The following is an 18,594-nucleotide window of genomic DNA, read 5'->3' on the forward strand; positions in this document are numbered from 1 at the left end:
GCCACTGCGGAGCCCCGGGACGAGCGTGTCGTACTAGAGGTTGGTCATGTCCACGGGGATACGGGCGTCAGCGCCGTCGCGGAGGACCGTCGCCTCGATCAGACCGTACGGACGGTCCGCGGCGAAGTAGACCTCGTTGTCGTTCTTGAGGCCGAAGGGCTCGAGGTCGACGAGGAAGTGGTGCTTGTTCGGGAGCGAGAAGCGGACCTCGTCGATCTCCGAACGGTGGTTGATGATGCGCGAACCCATCTGGTACAGGGTCTGCTGGAGCGACAGCGAGTAGGTCTCCGCGAAGGCCTGGAGCATGTGCTTCTTGGTCTCGGCGTAGGACTTCTCCCAGTTGGGCATCCGCTGCTCGTCGTCGGTCCAGTTGAAGCGCCAGCGACCCGACACCTGGGTGGCCAGGATGCGGTCGTACGCCTCCTGGAGGGTCGTGTACTTGTCCTTCACGTAACCCCAGAACTCGGAGTTCGTGGAGTTCATGACGATCAGGTCCTTGAGGCCGGAGATGACCTCCCAGTTCTGACCGTCGTACGTGATCTGGGTGACGCGGGTCTCCATGCCCTTGCGGACGAAGGAGTGGTTGACCTCGTCGGAGCCGATGAACTTCGAGTTGGCGTCCGAGGTGGCGATCCGGTCCCAGCCGTACTCCTCGATCCGGATGCGCGCGCGCTGGATCGGCTCCTGGCTGTTCACGAACCAACGGGCCAGGTGGATGCCGAACTGCTCGGCGGACTCGATGCCGTACTCCTTGGCGAACGCGTACACCGTGTTCTTGGTGGTGTCCGTCGGCAGCACGTTGGCGTTCGAGCCGGAGTAGTGGACGTCGTCCATGTCGCCGGAGAGGGCGACCGAGACGTTCAGGTCCTTGATGTGGTGGGTGTCGCCGTCCCGCGTGATCTTGACGACGCGGTTCTCTGCCTTGCCGTACTGGTTCTGGCCCAGAATCGTGGCCATGCTAGCTCCCTCGGTAAACGGAGTAGCCGAACGGGTTGAGCAGCAGCGGTACGTGGTAGTGCTCGCCCGGGTTCACCGCGAAGGTGATCGTTACCTCGGGGAAGAACGCACCGCTGTCCCTTACGCGGGGGGCGTCCTGCTGCGCCTCGGCTTGCTTCTTTGAGAAGTACGTCTCGGTCTCGAAGTCGAGACGTACGTGGGTGGTGCCCTCCGGCAGCGCCGGCAGGTCCTTGCAACGCCCGTCGGCGTCGGTGGCGCTGCCGCCCAGGGCCGCCCACTCGCCGTCGAGCCCCGCACGGGCCGACAGGGAGATGGCGACGCCCTCGGCGGGGCGGCCGATGCTGGTGTCCAGGATGTGGGTGGACACCGACGCGGTGGTCTCGGTGCTCATGGTCACTCTCCTTCTGCGAGCTCGACGAGGCGGGTCAGACGAATCCGGTTGATCTTGACGAGCTCACCGCGGGCGATCTCTCGCTCCCGCTCCGGCGAGTTGTCGATCCGGACCTTGACCGCGTCCCGCATGAACTCACCGGTCGCGCCGGTGGCGCAGATGAGGAAGACGTGGCCGAACTTCTCCTGGTAGGCCAGGTTCAGTTCGAGGAGCTCGTTCTTCAGCTCCTCCGAGGCACCGGCCATGCCACGCTGCTCGCGGGCGGAGGTCGGGTCTCCCGGCTTCGGCCGGCCGATCGGCGCGTGGCCTGCCATCGCCTCGCCCAGGTCCTCGGCGGTGAGCTCCGCCATGGCGGACTCGTTCGCGGCGAACAGGGCATCGGCGGTGGCGAAGGGGCGCTGGGCGAGGAGCTTGCCGCCCCACGCCGAACTGGCGCACACCTCGTGGAGCTCGGCCGTGGCCGCGCTGTCGTCCAAGGCGTTGAACCGGGTGAGACCCGGGGTCGGACTCGAAGTCACGGTAGGCCTCCGTGGCCTGTTGTTGCTTTGACGGGCTGCGCATAGCTAACGCCCTCGACAACACGGCGTCAACACTTTGTTGAAACTTCCCGTACACAAAAGCCGCCGCCCGGATGAATTGGGCGGCGGCTCGTCACGGCGAGTGAGTCGCCCTTCACTCCCGGCTGTTCTTGGCGGACTTCGCCTGGGTGGCGGAATCCCTGTTCAGATAGTTGTAGACGGTGAAACGGCTCACGCCCAGGGCCCCCGCGACCGTCTCCACACCATGGCGGACCGAGAAGGCGCCCCGCGCCTCCAGTATGCGTACCACGTCCTGCTTGGACTTCCGGTCGAGCTGGGCCAGCGGCACACCGTGCCGACGTTCCAGCGCCGCCAGGATGTGATCCAGCGAATCGGACAGCTGGGGCAGGCGCACGGCCAGCAGCTCCCGACCCTCCCACGACAGCACGACGTCGTCGGGCTGCGCCAGGGCGGGATCCATCAGCTCGCCGCCCATCGCGTCGACCAGCGGCTTGACCGCGGTGACGAAGGGGTGGTCGCGGGGTTCGGTCACGGGGTCTCCTCCCGGATCACGTTGACCTGGAGGGAGACGCGCGTGGCGCCGGCCTCCAGCGAGTCGCGCAGCAGCGCGGCCACCGCGGTCAGCACCTCGTCGGACGCGCCCTCGGCGGTGTTGCCGAACGGGCCGACGTCCACCGCGTCCAGTTGCGCCTTCTGGATGACCTCGCGGGCGGCCACGGCATGGGCGGGGGGCTCTTCGAGGTCGAAGGGCTCGGTCGTGAACTCCACTCTCAATCGCACGCGGTCAACCTACTGCGCGGTCACGATTTTTCGGGAGTCCGCACTTGACAAGTGCGGCGCCCGGCTTGCAGTCTTCCATCAAGCAGAAAATAACTTCCGCAATACGGAAGGAGCGCACACCCCTCATGGGATACACGGACCAGCGCTTCGATGTGAACCTGTCGATCCTCTTCACGGAACTCCCGCTCCTGGAGCGCCCCGCGGCCGCCGCCGCGGCGGGCTTCACCGCGGTCGAGCTGTGGTGGCCCTGGATCGAGACCCCCACCCCCGCTCAGGAGGAGCTCGACGCCCTCAAGAAGGCTCTTGAGGACGCCGGCACCCAGCTGGTGGGCCTGAACTTCTACGCCGGCAAGCTGCCGGGCCCGGACCGCGGCGCGGTATCGGTCCCCGGCGAGGAGTCGGACCGCTTCAACGCCAACATCAACGTGGCGGCGGACTTCGCCGCCTCGGTGGGTTGCAAGGCGCTGAACGCCCTCTACGGCAACCGCGTCGAGGGTGTGGACCCGGCCGTCCAGGACGAGCTGGCCCTGGAGAACCTGGTCGTGGCGGCCCGCGCCGCCGACCGCGTGGGTGCGATCCTCCTGATCGAGACCCTCAACAAGCCCGAGTCGCCGCTCTACCCCCTGGTGAGCGCCCCGGCCGGCATCGAGGTGGTGGACAAGGTCAACGAGGCCACCGGCCTCGGGAACGCCAAGTTCCTCCTCGACCTGTACCACCTGGCGATGAACGATGAGGACCTCTCCGAGGTCATCGAAAAGTACGCCGCCAAGACCGGCCACGTCCAGATCGCGGACAAGCCCGGCCGCGGTGCCCCCGGCACCGGCGAGCTGCCCCTGGAGGCGCTCCTCGACCAGCTCAAGAAGGCCGGATACGAGGGCTGGGTAGGCCTCGAGTACAAGGCGGAGGACGCCGCGGCGTCCTTCGGATTCCTCCCGGTCGAGGCCCGCGCCGCCCGCTAGGCGCAAGAAGTCCGGTCGATCGGCCAGGCACCCCTCGCACTTTTCGTACGAAGCATTAAGAGAAGGACCCTCATCATGAGCACCCTCCCCAACATCGCCTGGATCGGCCTCGGCATCATGGGCTCCCCCATGGCCGAGAACCTGCTGAAGGCCGGCTACTCGGTCACCGGCTTCACGCTGGAGCAGGACAAGCTGGACCGCCTGGCCGCCGCCGGCGGTACCGCCGCCGGCTCGATCGCCGAGGCCGTCAAGGACGCGGACGTCATCATCACGATGGTGCCCGCCTCCCCCCACGTCGAGGCCATCTCCTACGGCCCCGAGGGCATCCTGGAGAACGCCAAGTCCGGCGCGCTGATCATCGACATGTCGTCGATCACCCCGCAGACCTCCGTCGACCTGGCGAAGAACGCGGCCGAGAAGGGCATCCGCGTCATCGACGCCCCGGTGTCCGGCGGCGAGGCCGGCGCCATCGAGGCCGTCCTGTCGATCATGGTGGGTGGCGAGCAGGCCGACTTCGACGCCGCGCTGCCGATCCTGGAGGCGCTCGGCAAGGTCATCGTCCTGTGCGGTCCGCACGGCTCCGGCCAGACCGTCAAGGCCGCCAACCAGCTCATCGTCGCGGTGAACATCCAGGCGTGCGCCGAGGCCGTCGTCTTCCTCGAGAAGTCCGGCGTGAACCTCCAGGCCGCCCTGGACGTCCTCAACGGCGGGCTGGCCGGCTCCACGGTCCTGACCCGCAAGAAGGACAACTTCCTGAACCGCGACTTCAAGCCCGGTTTCCGGATCGACCTGCACCACAAGGACATGGGCATCGTCACCGACGCCGCCCGCAACGTCGGTGCGGCCCTGCCGGTCGGCGCGGTCGTCGCCCAGCTCGTCGCCTCGCTGCGCGCCCAGGGTGACGGCGGCCTGGACCACTCCGCCCTGCTCCGCGCGGTCGAGCGCCTCTCCGGCGCCCAGATCTGAGCGAGCCTCCCCGCGGCGGCCCGCTGACAGGGCCGCCCCTCCCCCTCACGGGGGCCTGAGTTTCCGGATGGTGCCGGTGCTGACACCTGTCCTGTCGCGCCCAAGCGCCGGCACCGTCCGGATTTCCTCTCTCCCATCTTTGTTCAACAAACTGTTGACGTCGCGTTCACGCCGAAATTAGGCTGTTCCGCATGACGGAAGACGCATTCCGTCAGCAGTTATCCGTACGGAAGGTCACCATGTCGAAGCGCACGCTGACGACCGAGTCCGGCGCCCCGGTCGCCGACAATCAGAACTCCGCCACCGCCGGCGTCGGTGGCCCGCTCCTGGTCCAGGACCAGCAGCTCCTGGAGAAGCTCGCCCGCTTCAACCGCGAGCGCATCCCGGAGCGCGTGGTGCACGCCCGCGGCTCCGCCGCCTACGGCTACTTCGAGGTGACCGACGACGTCACCGCGTACACCAGCGCGGCGTTCCTGAACACGGTCGGCAAGAAGACCGAGACCTTCCTGCGGTTCTCCACCGTGGCCGACTCCCTCGGTGGCGCGGACGCCGTCCGCGACCCGCGCGGCTTCGCCCTGAAGTTCTACACCGAAGAGGGCAACTACGACCTCGTCGGCAACAACACCCCGGTGTTCTTCATCAAGGACCCGATCAAGTTCCCCGACTTCATCCACTCCCAGAAGCGCGACCCCTTCACGGGCAAGCAGGAGCCGGACAACGTCTGGGACTTCTGGGCGCACGCCCCCGAGGCGACGCACCAGATCACCTGGCTCATGGGTGACCGCGGCATCCCGGCGTCCTACCGCCACATGAACGGCTACGGCTCCCACACCTACCAGTGGACCAACGCCCAGGGCGAGGCCTTCTTCGTCAAGTACCACTTCAAGACGAACCAGGGCATACGCTCCCTCTCCGGCGAGCAGGCCGCCGAGCTGGTCGGCAAGGACGCGAACTCGCACCAGACCGACCTGCTCCAGGCCATCGAGCGCGGCGTGAACCCGAGCTGGACCCTCTACGTCCAGATCATGCCCGCCGCCGAGGCCGCGGACTACCGCTTCAACCCGTTCGACCTCACCAAGGTGTGGCCGCACGCCGACTACCCGCTGCAGCGCGTGGGTCGCCTGGTCCTCGACCGCAACCCGGACAACGTCTTCGCCGAGGTCGAGCAGTCCGCGTTCTCCCCGAACAACTTCGTCCCGGGCATCACCGCCTCGCCGGACAAGATGCTCCAGGGCCGCCTGTTCGCCTACGCCGACGCCCAGCGCTACCGCCTCGGTGTGAACCACACCGTGCTGCCGGTCAACGCCCCGAAGGCGACGAAGGCCGACAACTACGGCCGCGACGGCGTCATGGCGCTGCGCAACGGCTCGCGCCACGACAAGAACTACGAGCCCAACTCGTACCAGGGCCCGGCCGAGACCGGTCTCGCCCTCGGCGCCCCGAAGGCCGTCTCCGGCTACACGGGCACCCACGAGGCCCCGGCCCACACCAAGGACGACGACTTCTTCCAGGCCGGTGAGCTCTACCGCCTGATGTCGGAGGCCGAGAAGCAGCGTCTGGTGGCGAACATCGCCGGCGGCCTGTCTCAGGTCACCCTGGAGGACGTCATCGAGAAGAACCTGGCTCACTTCCACGCCGCCGACGCCGACTACGGCAAGCGCGTCGAGGAGGCCGTCCGCGCCCTGCGCGACGCCTGAGCCGATCAAGCTGCACCGGGGGTCTGACGGGAGGTCAGACCCCGGGTGCCGAGCCCGATCCACGTACCCGGATGAGGGGTGGTACGCGGTGAGGGCAGGACGAGGACCGTGGCGAGCGTGCGAGCCAGTGCGGTGGTAATGGGTTCCGAGGCCCGTCTCTTGACCTGAGGGAGACGATGCCGAAGTTCTCGTCGCCGCCCGCCACGGTCCCAGCCATCCTCTCCTCTGTATAAGGGCCACGCACAGAGTCCCTTGTATAGAGGACAACCTCCCCACCCTCTCCGCCCGGCGGTGCGAACGTCCTGTCGCGCCAGCCTCGCTCCGTCGGGCGGTAACAAACCAGAGCGCCGAGTCACGGACGGTCCCGTGACTCGGCGCTTTGTCGTTGCCCCGCCCCCTCGCCGCGGTCCGGGGGTGGGGCGGGCCGGGCGGGGTCAGGGCGTCCCCGGTCCGAACCGGCGGCGGTACGCCAACGGGTTGAGCCCCGTCTCGCGCCGCATCAGCGCGCGCAGGTTGGCCGCCGTACCGAGCCCGCTGCGCCGTGCGACCAGGTCGAAGCCGGACTCCCCCCGCTCGATCAGCCGGCAGGCCAGCGCGACCCGCTCCCCGGTGAGCCAGGCCAACGGCGTCGTACCGAGCTGGGCCCGGAAGCGGCGGTGCAACGTCGCGGGACTGACCGCGGCCCGCGCCGCGAGGTCGGACACCGTCAGCGGCGCGTCCAGCCGCTCCTGGGCCCATACGAGGACGGGGGCCAGGGACTCGTCCGGCTGCTCGGGCACCGGCCGCTCCACGAACTGCCGCTGCCCTCCGTCGCGGTGCGCGGCGAACACCAGCCGGCGACTCACCGCGTTGGCCACCTCCGCCCCGTGGTCGCGGCGCACGACGTGCAGCCCGAGGTCGAGCGCGGCGGCGCTGCCCGCGGCGGTCAGGATGTCTCCGTCGTCCACGAACAGCACGTCCGGTTCGAGCCGGACGGCGGGGAAGCGGGCCCGGAAGGACGGCGCCCACAGCCAGTGGGCGGTGGCCCGGCGCCCGTCGAGGACCCCCGCCTCGGCCAGGGTGAAGGCGCCGCTGCAGAAGCCGATCAGGCGGGCTCCGCGCGCGTGTGCCCGCCGTACGGCGTCCAGGACGGCCGGGCGTCGGGGCACCTCGGTATCGGGCCGGTTGGGGACGATCAGGGTGTCCGCCGTGTCGGCCGCCTCCAGATCGGCGACCCCGGTCAGCGTGAAGAACCCGTCCCGCATCACCGTGCGGGGCTCGGGCGAGCACAGGCCGAACGCGTAGAGGTCGCGGCCGAGCTCGGGGCGGCGCAGGCCGAACACCTCGGTCGCGCAGCCGAGCTCGAAGGGGTTGGAGTTCTCGTCCACGATGACGACGACCCGGTGGGGCGGCGAGGACGGTTGCGAGGATTCTTGCGGCATGTGCGATTCGTAGCACTCACGGAGGCCGCGCGCCGGCGGGAACGATGGGGTCATGAGCCACGAACCCCTCGCCCTCGCCGATGCCCTGGCCTCCTTCGAGGCCCTGTGGAGCCCTCGTATCGTCACGCGCGTCAACGACTACGACGTACGCGTCGCCAAGGTCCACGGCGAGCACGTATGGCACGCCCACGACGACACCGACGAGTTCTTCCTCGTGCTCGAAGGCGAGCTGCGCATCTCCCTGCGCGAGCCGGACGGCGAGCGGACGGTCGTGCTGCCCCGGGGCGCCGTCTTCACCGTCCCCCGGGGCACCGAGCACAGGCCCTCCGCGCCGTCCGGCGCCGCGATCCTCATGTTCGAGCCGACCGGCACCTCCACCGTCGGCGACCGCCACGAGGCGGTCCCGGCCCACGTGGACGCGACGACGGGCCACGTCCTCGGCTCCTGAGCGCACCTTCCCGGACCCGCGGCCACGACGCACGACGGCCCCCGTTCTCCCCTCTGTGCGGAGGGGGGAACGGGGGCCGCGGCGTGTGTGCTGCCCGCGAGGCCCGGAGGTCCTCAGGAACCTTCAGGGGCCTTCGGTGGCCTTCAGGGAGCTCAGAAGGCCTTGATCGCGGTGGGCGCGTGGCCCGGCTCGGTCGCGAGCTCCTCGAACTCGGTGACGTCGCTCATGTCGACGGTCTTGCTCATCGAGATGTTGGTGATGCGCTCCAGGATGGCCTCGACGACGACCGGGACCTGGAACTCCTGGGCCAGCTTCTTGGCCTGCTCGAAGGCGGCGCCCAGCTCGTTCGGGTCGGTGACGCGGATGGCCTTGACACCCAGGCCCTCGGCGACCTTGACGTGGTCGACGCCGTAGGCGCCGAGCTCGGGGGTGTTGATGTTCTCGAATTCGAGGTTGACCTCGAAGTTGATGCCGAGGCCGCCCTGCGCCTGACGGATCAGACCCAGGTAGGCGTTGTTCACGAGGACGTGGACGTAGGGGACCTTGTGCTGGGCGGCGACCGCCAGCTCCTCGATCATGAACTGGAAGTCGTAGTCGCCCGAGAGCGCGACGATCGGGGTCTCCGGGTCCGCGGTGGCGGCACCGATGGCGGCCGGGATGGTCCAGCCGAGCGGGCCGGCCTGGCCGCAGTTGATCCAGTGGCGCGGCTTGTAGACGTGCAGCATCTGCGCGCCGGCGATCTGGGAGAGGCCGATGGTGGTGACGTAGCGGGTCTCCGGGCCGAAGGCCTTGTTCATCTCCTCGTAGACGCGCTGCGGCTTCATGGGGATGTTGTCGAAGTGCGTACGGCGCAGCAGCGTGGCCTTGCGCTCCTGGGCGGAGGCGGCCCAGGCGCCGAAGTCGGGCAGCTTGCCCTCGGCCTTGAGCTCCTTGGCGACCTCGATGAAGAGCTCCAGCGCGACCTTGGCGTCGGAGGCGATGCCGAAGTCGGGGGCGAAGATCTTGCCGATCTGGGTGGGCTCGATGTCGACGTGGACGAACTTGCGGTCGCCCAGGTACGCGTCCAGGTTGTAACCGGTGTGACGGTTGGCCCAGCGGTTGCCGATGCCGAGGACGACGTCGGACTCCAGGAAGGTCGCGTTGCCGTAGCGGTGCGAGGTCTGGACACCGACCATGCCGGCGGCCAGCTCGTGGTCGTCCGGGATGACGCCCCAGCCCATGAGGGTGGAGATGACCGGGATGTTGGTCAGCTCGGCGAACTCGACCAGCAGGTCGGAGGCGTCGGCGTTGATGATGCCGCCACCGGCGACGATCAGCGGGCGCTCGGACTCCAGCAGGAAGCTCAGGGCCTTCTCGGCCTGGGCGCGGCTGGCCTGCGGCTTGTAGACCGGCAGCGGCTGGTAGGTCGCGGGGTCGAACTCGATCTCGGTCAGCTGGACGTCGATCGGGAGGTCGATGAGGACCGGGCCCGGACGGCCGGAGCGCATCAGGTGGAAGGCCTGCTGGAAGACGCCGGGGACCTGCGCGGCCTCCAGGACGGTCGTCGCGGCCTTGGTGACCGGCTTGGCGATCGCGGCGATGTCGACGGCCTGGAAGTCCTCCTTGTGGAGCTTCGAAACCGGAGCCTGACCGGTGATGCACAGGATCGGGATCGAGTCCGCGATGGCGGAGTACAGGCCGGTGATCATGTCGGTGCCGGCGGGACCCGAGGTGCCGATGCAGACGCCGATGTTGCCCGCCTTGGCACGGGTGTACCCCTCGGCCATGTGCGAGGCGCCCTCGACGTGGCGGGCGAGCGTGTGGTTGATGCCGCCCACGTTCTTGAGCTCGCGGTAGAACGGGTTGATCGCAGCGCCGGGCACGCCGAACGCTTGTTCGACACCCTCAAGCTTGAGGATCTCAACTGCAGCTGCGGCGGCTGTCATACGAGGCATCAGGTTCTCCTGCGGGTCTGGCGGTCAGACTTTTTCCGTCATCCGGAATTTTTGTTCTGCTATACGGAACAAGCTAAGCGGCGTCTTCCCGCTCGTCAAGGCGGTGCGGCACCCCGGAACCCACCAAAAGCCGCATCCCGTTCGGTGAGTTGCACAAATGGCCGGCCTTCCGGGGGCGGATCGGCGCGAATCCGCGCCCTCGCCCGCGCCGGCGGTCGCCGGTGGTGGAGCATGTACGTACGCACAGCGACGGAGGGGGTCCAGGTCTCATGGCGGAAGCGGTACCGGTGCGCTGCCCGGGATGCCTGCGCGAGAACGGCTACACCGCCCCGGTCTTCCCCTGCGCCTGCGGAAGTCCGGTCGCGCCACCGCTGGACCTCGGCGCGCAGCCCCTGCCCCTGACGCATCGCACCTGGTCGGAGAGCTGGGTGGCGGTGCGGTGCGGGGCCTGCGGGCGGGAGAGCGAGTGGCCGCATCCCGAGGTGGGCTGCGGGGCGTGCGGGACGGTGGTCCTCATCCCCGTACGCCCGCCGCAGGGCGCCGAGCCCCCGCGGCCGCCCGGCCCCGGGGGATCCGCCGGGGCCACGGGGGCCACCGGGTCCGCGCCGGGCGCGGGCGCGGCGGGCGACGGCGTACGGGGCCCGGCGCAGCGCGACGCGCGCGCGGGCGCGGCGGGCGCCGCTCCAGGGGCGCCCGACCCGGACTCCGGCGCCGGCGCCGGTCCGCGCTCCTCCCCCGCCCCTGGTACCGGCCCTGGTCCCGGCTCCGGGCCCGGGTCCGCCCCCGCCCCCGCGTCCGGGTCGGCGGGGAGTCGGGGCGCGGTGCCGCGGCCGGCGTTCCGGCCCGTGACCATCCGTACCGCCCGGGACGCGGTGGTGACGGCCGCGCTGTACCTGCGCTGGCTGGGGTTCCGCGACGTACGGCAACCCGACGGGCTGCCGATCCCCTCGGCGGCGGTGGACCTGCGGGCCCCGGGCATGGTGGCCCAGGTGGACCCGACGACGGCGCCCGCCGGGCTGCGGGCGGTGGAGTGCGTCTGGCTGAACGGTCTGACGGCCTCGGCGACCAGCGTCTACTTCTCCCTGGCGGGATATACGGAGGAGGCCCGCGTCCGCGCGGACGAGCTGGGGATACCGCTGTTCGTCATGGACCTCACGGGCATGCCCCAGCCGGTCAACGACCCGGCGGACATCCTGGTCGGGACGGGGGCCTAGGCTCGGAGGTCGAAGACCGAGATCCCGCCGAGGAGAGCCCGATGAGCCTGTACGACATCCCGCTGACCACCCTGGACGACGAGCCCACCAGCCTCGCGGCCCACAAGGGCAAGGCCATCCTGCTGGTGAACACCGCCTCGCAGTGCGGTCTCACCCCCCAGTACTCGGGGCTGGCCCGTCTGCAGTTCGCGTACGAGGCGAAGGGCTTCACCGTCATCGGCGTGCCCTGCAACCAGTTCGGCGGGCAGGAGCCGGGCACCGCGGAGGACATCCAGACCTTCTGCGCGGCCGGCTTCGGCGTGACCTTCCCGATGCTGGAGAAGACCGAGGTGAACGGCGAGAACCGGCACCCGCTGTACACGGAGCTGGTCAAGACCGCGGACGCCGAGGGCGAGGCCGGGGACGTCCAGTGGAACTTCGAGAAGTTCCTGATCTCCCCCGCCGGCGAGGTCGTGGCGCGCTTCCGCCCGCGCACCGAGCCCGAGGCCCCCGAGGTGATCGCCGCGATCGAGGCGCAGCTGCCGGCCTAGTCGCCGCGCGGCCGACCCGTCCGGCCCCGCCCCTTCCCGGGGCGGGGCCGGACGGGGCCGGCGAGTCGGGGCGGGGGCCCGGCTCTCAGTTGACCTGGCGGTCCAGCCCCTCCCAGTAGGGTCGGCGGAGCTTGAACTTCTGGATCTTGCCGGTGGCCGTGCGCGGGATGGCCTCCCGGAACTCGACGCTCGTCGGCGCCTTGTACCCGGCCATCCGCTGCTTGCAGTGGGCGATGATCTCGGCCTCCCCCACCTGCCCCGCCTCGGTCCCCTCGGCCAGGACCACCAGGGCCTTGATCGTCTCGCCCCACTTCTCGTGCGGCACTCCGATGACGGCCACCTCCGCGACCGCCGGATGGCTGAAGATCGCGTCCTCGACCTCGATCGACGACACGTTCTCACCGCCGGTGATGATCACGTCCTTCTTCCTGTCGGAGATCGTGAGGTGCCCGTCGGCCCCGTCGATCTCCCCTCCGTCGCCCGTGTGGAACCAGCCGTCCTCCAGCGCGTCCGCCGTCTCCTGCGGCTTCTCCCAGTACCCCTCCAACACGACGTTGGACCGGGCCAGGACCTCACCGCTCCCCGACACCTCCAGCTTCACGCCGAGCGCCGGCAGCCCGGCGCGCGAGAGCTTGCGCGCCCGCTCGGCGGCGGGCAGGGCGGCGTCCTCGGGTCGGGTCCGGTTGAAGGTGAGCAGCGGCGAGGTCTCGGTCAGGCCGTAGATCTGGGTGAACTCCCAGCCCAGCTCCTCGCCCACCCGCTCGATCATCCGGCTCGGCGGCGGGGCGCCCGCGCAGACGATGCGTACGCGGTCGCGGCCCGGGACCTCCCCCTCCCAGCCGGCCGCCGCGTCGAGCACGGCGTTCCAGACGGCGGGCGCGCCGCACATCAGCGTGACGCCGTGTTCGTCGACCCGGCGCAGGATCTCCGCGCCGTCGACCTTGCGGAGCACCACCTGCTTGACCCCGAGTCCGGCCATGACGTAGGGCATGCCCCAGCCGTTGCAGTGGAACATCGGGAGGGTGTGCATGTACACGTCCCGCTCCCAGACGCGGGTGTGCAGCCCGAACGTGAGCCCGTTGACCCAGATGTTGCGGTGCGTCAGCTGGACGCCCTTGGGGCGGGCGGTGGTCCCCGAGGTGTAGTTGATGGTGGCGGTCGCGTCCTCGTCCGGCTTCGACCAGGGACGCGGCTCGACGCCGAACCGCATCAGCCCGGTGTCGGTCTCCTCGCCGAGGACGAAGCGGTGGCGGGCGGGAACGGCGGAGGTGGCGGCGTCCAGCTCGGGATCGACCAACAGCACGGAGGCGCCGCTCTGCTCCATGACGTAGGCGATCTCCTCCGGCTTCAGACGGAAGTTGATCGGTACGCAGATCCGGCCGCTCATCGGGACGGCGAACAACAGCTCCAGCAGACGGGCGGAGTTGTGGCTCGCGACCGCCACGCGCTCACCCTCGCCGATGCCCAACGCGTCGAACCCCGCCTGCCAGGCGCGCACCCGCTCACCCAGGCGTCCGTAGGTCGACTCCGCGACGGGCCGGCCGGGCTGATCGGGTTCGTCGACGACACCGGGACTGGAGGAGAACCCCAGCTCCGCCCGGTCGAGGAAGTCCGCGACGGTCATCGGAATCCGCATGTGCACGCTCCTGTGTCCAGTGTCCAGACAAGTACGTCAGCTGGTGCGGAGTCTGGCACAAACGGGTCTCCGCACCCGGTGCCGATGCGGTCCCCTCCGGCCGGCTCAGCCGCGGATCGGCCCGAAACGCACGGCGCCCGGTCCGCCGCCCATCTCGACGAGGAGCCTCTCCCCCTCGGCCACGACCTCCTCGCGAGCCGCGCTGGAGTGCGCGCCGAACAGCTCTACGGTCAACCCCGGACCGTCGGCCGGGCCGGCGGCGGCGCTGCCGGCGGGGTCCAACCGCCACAGCCCGGCGAGGAACCCGTCCACCAGCAGCGTCGGATGGGCCTGGTTCCCCGTCCAGGTACGGCCCTTGGCCTCGGGCGTCACGACGCGGGAGCGGTCGGCGTGGGAGAGGAGCAGGTTGTCGAACTCGGGCAGGAAGCGCGGGGGCGCCGGGGTGTCGGCGTCGGGCCGGGGCGCGTCGGGGAGGTCGAACAGCTCGACGCCGTTCTCGTCGCGGAAGACGAGCAGGCGCGGGCGCAGCCGCTCGAAGGCCTCGCGCAGCCGGGTGAGGCCGGCCCAGGTCTGCATGTCCTTGACGGAGGCGGGCCCGAAGGAGCCGAGGTAGCGCAGCACGACCTCGTCGATTCGCACCGCCTGCCCGGCGGGCCGGTCCAGCCACAGCTCGACGGTGGTGAGCCGCACGGCGCCGCTGCGGCCCCACACCCCGCGCGGGGTCACCTGGACGAGGGGCAACAGGCAGCGGGCGGCGACGGACAGCGACTGCGGGTCGGCGTCGGGCCACGTCCGCAGCAGTTCCTCGCGGATCTCCCCCATGGTGCGCGGCTCCTCCTCGACGAAGGCACGGGCGCGGGCGGCGAGCGCGTCGAGGTCGACGCCGACGAGGCCCTTGCGGAAGGCGTTGACCTCCCGGTCGCGGGCGGGCTGGACGAGGGGGCGCAGGGTGAGGGCGTCCTCGGCCGTGTGGGTGTGGATGGTGGAGCGCATCGTCACCATCCGGACCACTCGGCGCGACTCCATGAGCGCGGCCAGCTCCGCCGGCCGGAACCCTGCGAGGCGGGCGTGGAGCTGGAAGTACGGGGGCTTGACGTTCTGCGCCTGGAGTCCGAGCAGGTGCGCCACGGCGTCCTCGGCGGACCTCTCGGCGCGGCTCAGCAGCAGCTGGCGGGCGAGCGTGGCACGGTTCAGAGCGCGGGTGTCGAGTACGGGATGCGTCGTGGAGGCCATACCGGAAAGCTATCCCGCGTCGCGGTCAGGTTCTGTCCGCGATCCCCGACCGGAAAGCCGACCTGCGATGCCGGAGCGCCCGAACCGACCCGCCCGACCCGACCGCCACCGCCCGCCCTCCACCACCCCCTCCCCCTCCCCGCTGCCTCCGGACCACCACAGCGTCGTCGACTCGGCCGTCTACCGCGACGGCCGCCGCGCGGCCTCCCCCGCCACCCTGGCCGACACGTTCCGGCAACTGCGCGAACGGCCCGACGGCATGGCCTGGATCGGCCTCCACCGTCCGACGCAGGCCGAACTGCACTCGCTGGAGGCGGAGTTCAACCTCCACCCGCTGGCCATCGAGGACGCCCTGGAGGCCCACCAGCGCCCCAAGCTGGAACGCTACGGCGACACCCTCTTCGTCGTCCTGCGCGCGGCCCGCTACCTCGACGCCCCGGAGGAGGTCGAGTTCGGCGAGCTCCACGTCTTCGTCGGCCCGGACTTCCTCATCACCGTCCGCCACGGCGCCGCCCCCGACCTCTCCGCGGTCCGTCGCCGCATGGAGGAAACCCCGGAGCTCCTCTCCCTGGGCCCCGAGGCCGCCCTCTACGCGATCCTCGACGCGGTGGTCGACGGCTACGCCCCGGTCGTGGCGGGCGTCCAGAACGACATGGACGAGATCGAGACGGAGGTCTTCCGCGGCGACCCGGAGGTCTCCCGCCGCATCTACGAACTCTCCCGCGAGATGGTCGAGTTCCAACGCGCCACCCGCCCCCTGGTCGGCATGCTGCACGCCCTGATGGCGGGCTTCGCCAAGTACGGCACGGACGAGGAACTCCAGCGCTACCTCCGCGACGTGGCCGACCACGTCACCCACACCAGCGAACGCGTCGACGGCTTCCGCCAGGCCCTGACGGAAATCCTCACGGTCAACGCCACCCTGGTCTCGCAACAACAGAACGCCGAGATGCGCGCCCTGGCGGAAGCCGGCTTCGAACAGAACGAGGAGATCAAGAAGATCTCCTCGTGGGCCGCCATCCTCTTCGCCCCCACTCTGGTCGGAACCATCTACGGCATGAACTTCGAGGTCATGCCCGAACTCCACTGGGCCGCCGGCTACCCCTTCGCCCTCCTCCTCATGGCGGTCGTCTGCACGAGCCTGTACGTCATCTTCAAGAAGCGCGACTGGCTGTAGCGAACCACCGCACGAACTTGATCGACTTAGCGCAAGCGAACCTCGAATGATGTCCCCAGAGGCCCCGTGGGGAGAATCTGGGGAGAACGTGCGGCAAGGGGTCGCCCGGACTCGGCGTCGTCGCCTCAACGGGGGCGGCGCCCGGCGCAGTCATCGCTGACCGCGCTCCGCGGGAAATGGCCATTCGGTACACCCTGCGATTCCACAGCGCGGCACACGACCGAAGAGCTGCGGCGCAGGCCAGCGGGCTGTGCATCCGGCCGGACATTCCCGAAGACATGGCCGACTTGCACTCTTGTCACCCACTCGATCATGACGGTGCATCAGGTTCTGTCAGTGGCCGCCGCTACAACCGAACTGGAGGTCCGCACGGCGCGGACCGATGGGGAGGGAATCAGCATGCCGAAGGTTCCGGACGGCAAGGTGTACGTACGGCCGCACTTCCGGAGCAGGCCGGGTCCAAAGTCCGCCAAGGGGCTGAGCGTCTGGGCCATCGCCGGCCTGTGTGCGGTGGTGTGGCTCTGGGGGCAGATCTTCGGGTTCGGCGACAGCTCCGCCGAGCAGCAGCCCGCGCCGAAGCCCGGCGTCTCCGCGCCAGCAGGCGGCCAGTGACGGCCCGGCGGCGGCGAAGCATCCGGTGGCGACCGCGCAGTACCGCAGACGTCCTGGGTGCGGCAGCCGTTGCCCTCGCTCTCGCAGTCGCCCTGGCACAGGCCGCATCGCGCCTCCTGGCGAAGGCCGCCGCGAGCTGGCCGCTGCTGGTCCTGATCTGTCTGGCCCTCGCCACCGGCTTGGCCTGCCTCGGGCTACGGCGCTCCCGCCGGAACCGCGCGGACAGCGAGAGGCTGGCTCGTCTGCGCATCACCTTGGCCGAGTTGGACGCAATGGACGACCAGCAGTTCGAGTACGCGCTGCGCGACCTCCTCGTCCGCGACGGCTGGGCGGCCACGAAGGTGGGCCGGGGCGGGGACCAGGCGGCGGACGTGATCGGCGTGCTGGTCCCCTTCGGACGGATCGTGGTGCAGGCGAAGCACACCCGCGTCGGCGGCAAGGTCGGCTCGTCGGTGATGTACGAGGTGAACGGCACCGCAGGGCCCGCGCACAAGGCGGACCACGCGGTCGTCGTCACCAACAGCTCCTTCACGCGCGACGCCATGGCCTGGGGCGACCGCCACGGAGTCCACTGCGTCGACCGCGACCGACTCGGCCAATGGGCCCACGACGGCAAGGCGCTGCACGAACTACTCGGACTGCCCGCGCGGCGCCCCCGCCTGCCCTGGCGTCGAGCGGCATGAGCCCCAGAGCCCGACCCACCAACGAGAACGGGTGGCACAGCATGTGCTGTGCCACCCGTTCTCAGGCAAGGGCAAGGTCGTCTGGGACGTACTGAGGGGCCACACCGAGCAGCGCATCGACTGCCGCACGGCCCTTGCCGCCGGCCTCTGGCATGAAGTGGGCGTAGTGGTCGAGGGTGATGGTCGGGCTGGAGTGGCCAAGCCATCGGGCGAGGGTGACGACGGATTCACCCGCCTCGAGGATCACGGAGGCGTAGGTATGCCGGAGCACGTGGAAGCCGTCCTTGCGGGAGGCTCTCCAACGCTGGCCCTTCTCCCGCACGGGGATCACGCCGGCCTTCGCGAGGGCGGGCTTCCACACCTCGTCGTTGAAGATGTTGGCGCGGATCGCGTTGCCGAAGGTCGTGGTCAGGACCAGCGGGAAGGAGCGCTTCTCCCGGTCGGGTTCGGGGCCGCCCCAGGGCAGCTCGACTTCGACGGCCGTGTGTTGCAGGAAGTGTGCGCGCAGCTCGGCGGCCACCGAAGGCGGCATGTCGACGACCCGGGTCTTCCCGCCCTTGGGAAGAGTGAAGTACAAACGGCCGTACAGAAGCTGGACCTGTCGGCGGACGCGGATGAGGCCGCGCTCGAAGTCGATGTCCGCCGGCGACAGCCCGAAGACCTCCCCCTGGCGCAACCCGCACCCGAGGGCGACTACGACGGCGATCCGGTACCGCTGGTTGACGGCGTCCCGCACCCGCTGCGCGGTCTCCAGCAGCCAAGCCTCCCGCTGGTCCTCCGGGGCCTTGGGCCAGCGCACCGACTTGGCGCGCATCGGGTTGCGGACCAGGCGCTTGTCATCGATCGCCGTCTCGAAGACGTTCGAGAGGGTGGTCAGGATCTGCCGGGCGTAGCGCGGTGCGCACTCGCCTTCGAGCGTGGCGATGTAGCCGCGCAGGACCGATGCGGTGACGTCTCGCAGCGCGACGTCACCGATGTGCGGGAGTACATGGAGGCGCACTCGCTCGTCCACCCGCTTGACCGTGCCCGGCGCTCCCCGCACGCCCGCCTGCCAGTGGCGCGCGACGTAGTCGGCGACGGTGATGGAGCCGTCGCGCGGGTCGACGAACTCGCCCCGCTCGTTGTCGGTGCCAGCCCTGCGGAGCCACGCCTTGGCGTCCTCCAGGGTGTCGAACGACATGCCCCGGACGCCCGGGATGCCCGCGACCCGGTACCGGCTGCCCTTGCCGTACCGGGCGGTGCGCTCGCGCTTGCCGGTGACAGGGTCCTTCTTCTTGTTGATCCAGCGGTCTTCGATGTAGCCGGCCAAGTGTTTCCTTGCAGCTAAGGGCTGTCCCGTAAACGAGCTCTGTGAGCGGGACTCGGTTCAGGCATGTAGCTTCGTCGTCGGAGGTTTCGCTCGTGCTGTTCAGGCCCG

Annotated in this window: 19 protein-coding genes; 9 read left to right on the forward strand and 10 right to left on the reverse strand. The window is 70.0% G+C overall.

The genetic code is table 11. The annotated features are described in order from the left end of the window. Positions 1-33 precede the first annotated feature (33 nt). The 5 genes from pucL to AB0D01_RS36745 all read right to left on the reverse strand — a co-directional run bounded on the left by pucL (position 34) and on the right by AB0D01_RS36745 (position 2,667). Positions 34-957 (reverse strand): factor-independent urate hydroxylase, encoded by a 924-nt coding sequence (gene pucL, locus AB0D01_RS36725; protein ID WP_327279348.1) that lies wholly within the window; start codon positions 955-957, stop codon positions 34-36. Between the two features lies 1 nt (position 958). Continuing rightward, complete coding sequence (gene uraH / locus AB0D01_RS36730; protein WP_007267387.1) at positions 959-1,348, reverse strand: hydroxyisourate hydrolase; 390 nt, start codon at positions 1,346-1,348, stop codon at positions 959-961. A gap of 2 nt (positions 1,349-1,350) precedes the next feature. Further along, positions 1,351-1,866: a 2-oxo-4-hydroxy-4-carboxy-5-ureidoimidazoline decarboxylase gene (gene uraD, locus AB0D01_RS36735; protein WP_363063195.1), complete on the reverse strand. Its 516-nt coding sequence runs from the start codon at positions 1,864-1,866 to the stop codon at positions 1,351-1,353. A gap of 154 nt (positions 1,867-2,020) precedes the next feature. Continuing rightward, on the reverse strand, positions 2,021-2,419 hold the full coding sequence (locus AB0D01_RS36740; protein ID WP_363063197.1) for a helix-turn-helix domain-containing protein: 399 nt from the start codon (positions 2,417-2,419) through the stop codon (positions 2,021-2,023). Next, positions 2,416-2,667, reverse strand: a complete 252-nt coding sequence (locus tag AB0D01_RS36745; RefSeq protein ID WP_363063199.1) for a hypothetical protein — start codon at positions 2,665-2,667, stop codon at positions 2,416-2,418. The genes AB0D01_RS36740 and AB0D01_RS36745 overlap by 4 nt, the downstream gene beginning before the upstream one ends. A gap of 125 nt (positions 2,668-2,792) precedes the next feature. Here AB0D01_RS36745 and AB0D01_RS36750 point away from each other — a divergent pair, with 125 nt between their 5' ends. The 3 genes from AB0D01_RS36750 to AB0D01_RS36760 all read left to right on the forward strand — a co-directional run bounded on the left by AB0D01_RS36750 (position 2,793) and on the right by AB0D01_RS36760 (position 6,289). Beyond that, positions 2,793-3,626, forward strand: a complete 834-nt coding sequence (locus AB0D01_RS36750; protein ID WP_363063201.1) for a TIM barrel protein — start codon at positions 2,793-2,795, stop codon at positions 3,624-3,626. Positions 3,627-3,701: 75 nt separating this feature from the next. Continuing rightward, entirely contained in the window at positions 3,702-4,592 is an 891-nt protein-coding gene (locus AB0D01_RS36755) for a 2-hydroxy-3-oxopropionate reductase (RefSeq protein ID WP_363063204.1), read from the forward strand. A gap of 239 nt (positions 4,593-4,831) precedes the next feature. Further along, positions 4,832-6,289: a catalase gene (locus AB0D01_RS36760; protein WP_363063228.1), complete on the forward strand. Its 1,458-nt coding sequence runs from the start codon at positions 4,832-4,834 to the stop codon at positions 6,287-6,289. 434 nt (positions 6,290-6,723) lie between these two features. Here AB0D01_RS36760 and AB0D01_RS36765 read toward each other — a convergent pair whose 3' ends face one another. Beyond that, the gene (locus tag AB0D01_RS36765; RefSeq protein ID WP_363063206.1) at positions 6,724-7,710 is read right to left on the reverse strand and encodes a helix-turn-helix domain-containing protein; all 987 of its coding nucleotides are present in this window, start codon (positions 7,708-7,710) and stop codon (positions 6,724-6,726) included. Between the two features lie 52 nt (positions 7,711-7,762). Between AB0D01_RS36765 and AB0D01_RS36770 the strand changes: the two genes are divergently transcribed. Beyond that, positions 7,763-8,158: a cupin domain-containing protein gene (locus AB0D01_RS36770; protein ID WP_363063208.1), complete on the forward strand. Its 396-nt coding sequence runs from the start codon at positions 7,763-7,765 to the stop codon at positions 8,156-8,158. Between the two features lie 152 nt (positions 8,159-8,310). Here AB0D01_RS36770 and gcl read toward each other — a convergent pair whose 3' ends face one another. Continuing rightward, a complete protein-coding gene (gene gcl / locus AB0D01_RS36775; RefSeq protein WP_363063210.1) occupies positions 8,311-10,092 on the reverse strand; it encodes a glyoxylate carboligase in 1,782 nt (593 codons plus the stop codon). A 269-nt stretch (positions 10,093-10,361) separates the two neighbouring features. Here gcl and AB0D01_RS36780 point away from each other — a divergent pair, with 269 nt between their 5' ends. Together AB0D01_RS36780 and AB0D01_RS36785 are read left to right on the forward strand one after the other, a co-directional pair. Continuing rightward, the gene (locus tag AB0D01_RS36780; protein ID WP_363063212.1) at positions 10,362-11,306 is read left to right on the forward strand and encodes a hypothetical protein; all 945 of its coding nucleotides are present in this window, start codon (positions 10,362-10,364) and stop codon (positions 11,304-11,306) included. 41 nt (positions 11,307-11,347) lie between these two features. After that, the gene (locus AB0D01_RS36785) at positions 11,348-11,836 is read left to right on the forward strand and encodes a glutathione peroxidase (protein WP_363063214.1); all 489 of its coding nucleotides are present in this window, start codon (positions 11,348-11,350) and stop codon (positions 11,834-11,836) included. Positions 11,837-11,921: 85 nt separating this feature from the next. Here the strand turns inward: AB0D01_RS36785 and AB0D01_RS36790 are convergent, their stop codons facing one another. Both AB0D01_RS36790 and AB0D01_RS36795 read right to left on the reverse strand, forming a co-directional pair. Next, positions 11,922-13,472, reverse strand: a complete 1,551-nt coding sequence (locus AB0D01_RS36790; RefSeq protein WP_363063216.1) for an AMP-binding protein — start codon at positions 13,470-13,472, stop codon at positions 11,922-11,924. 105 nt (positions 13,473-13,577) lie between these two features. Continuing rightward, complete coding sequence (locus tag AB0D01_RS36795; RefSeq protein ID WP_363063218.1) at positions 13,578-14,705, reverse strand: winged helix DNA-binding domain-containing protein; 1,128 nt, start codon at positions 14,703-14,705, stop codon at positions 13,578-13,580. A 67-nt stretch (positions 14,706-14,772) separates the two neighbouring features. On the opposite strand from AB0D01_RS36795, the gene AB0D01_RS36800 reads away from it, so the two are divergent. The 3 genes from AB0D01_RS36800 to AB0D01_RS36810 all read left to right on the forward strand — a co-directional run bounded on the left by AB0D01_RS36800 (position 14,773) and on the right by AB0D01_RS36810 (position 17,177). Further along, positions 14,773-15,882 carry a magnesium and cobalt transport protein CorA gene (locus AB0D01_RS36800; RefSeq protein WP_363063220.1) on the forward strand — a complete coding sequence of 370 codons (1,110 nt, stop codon included), beginning with the start codon at positions 14,773-14,775 and terminating at the stop codon, positions 15,880-15,882. 399 nt (positions 15,883-16,281) lie between these two features. Beyond that, positions 16,282-16,494 (forward strand): hypothetical protein, encoded by a 213-nt coding sequence (locus tag AB0D01_RS36805; RefSeq protein ID WP_363063222.1) that lies wholly within the window; start codon positions 16,282-16,284, stop codon positions 16,492-16,494. A 53-nt stretch (positions 16,495-16,547) separates the two neighbouring features. Then, entirely contained in the window at positions 16,548-17,177 is a 630-nt protein-coding gene (locus tag AB0D01_RS36810) for a restriction endonuclease (protein ID WP_363063230.1), read from the forward strand. 61 nt (positions 17,178-17,238) lie between these two features. On the opposite strand, the gene AB0D01_RS36815 is transcribed toward AB0D01_RS36810, so the two are convergent. Continuing rightward, on the reverse strand, positions 17,239-18,486 hold the full coding sequence (locus AB0D01_RS36815; protein WP_363063224.1) for a site-specific integrase: 1,248 nt from the start codon (positions 18,484-18,486) through the stop codon (positions 17,239-17,241). Positions 18,487-18,594 lie beyond the last annotated feature (108 nt).

This window comes from Streptomyces sp. NPDC048606 (assembly GCF_040650855.1).
In the GTDB taxonomy this organism is placed as follows: Bacteria; Actinomycetota; Actinomycetes; order Streptomycetales; family Streptomycetaceae; genus Streptomyces.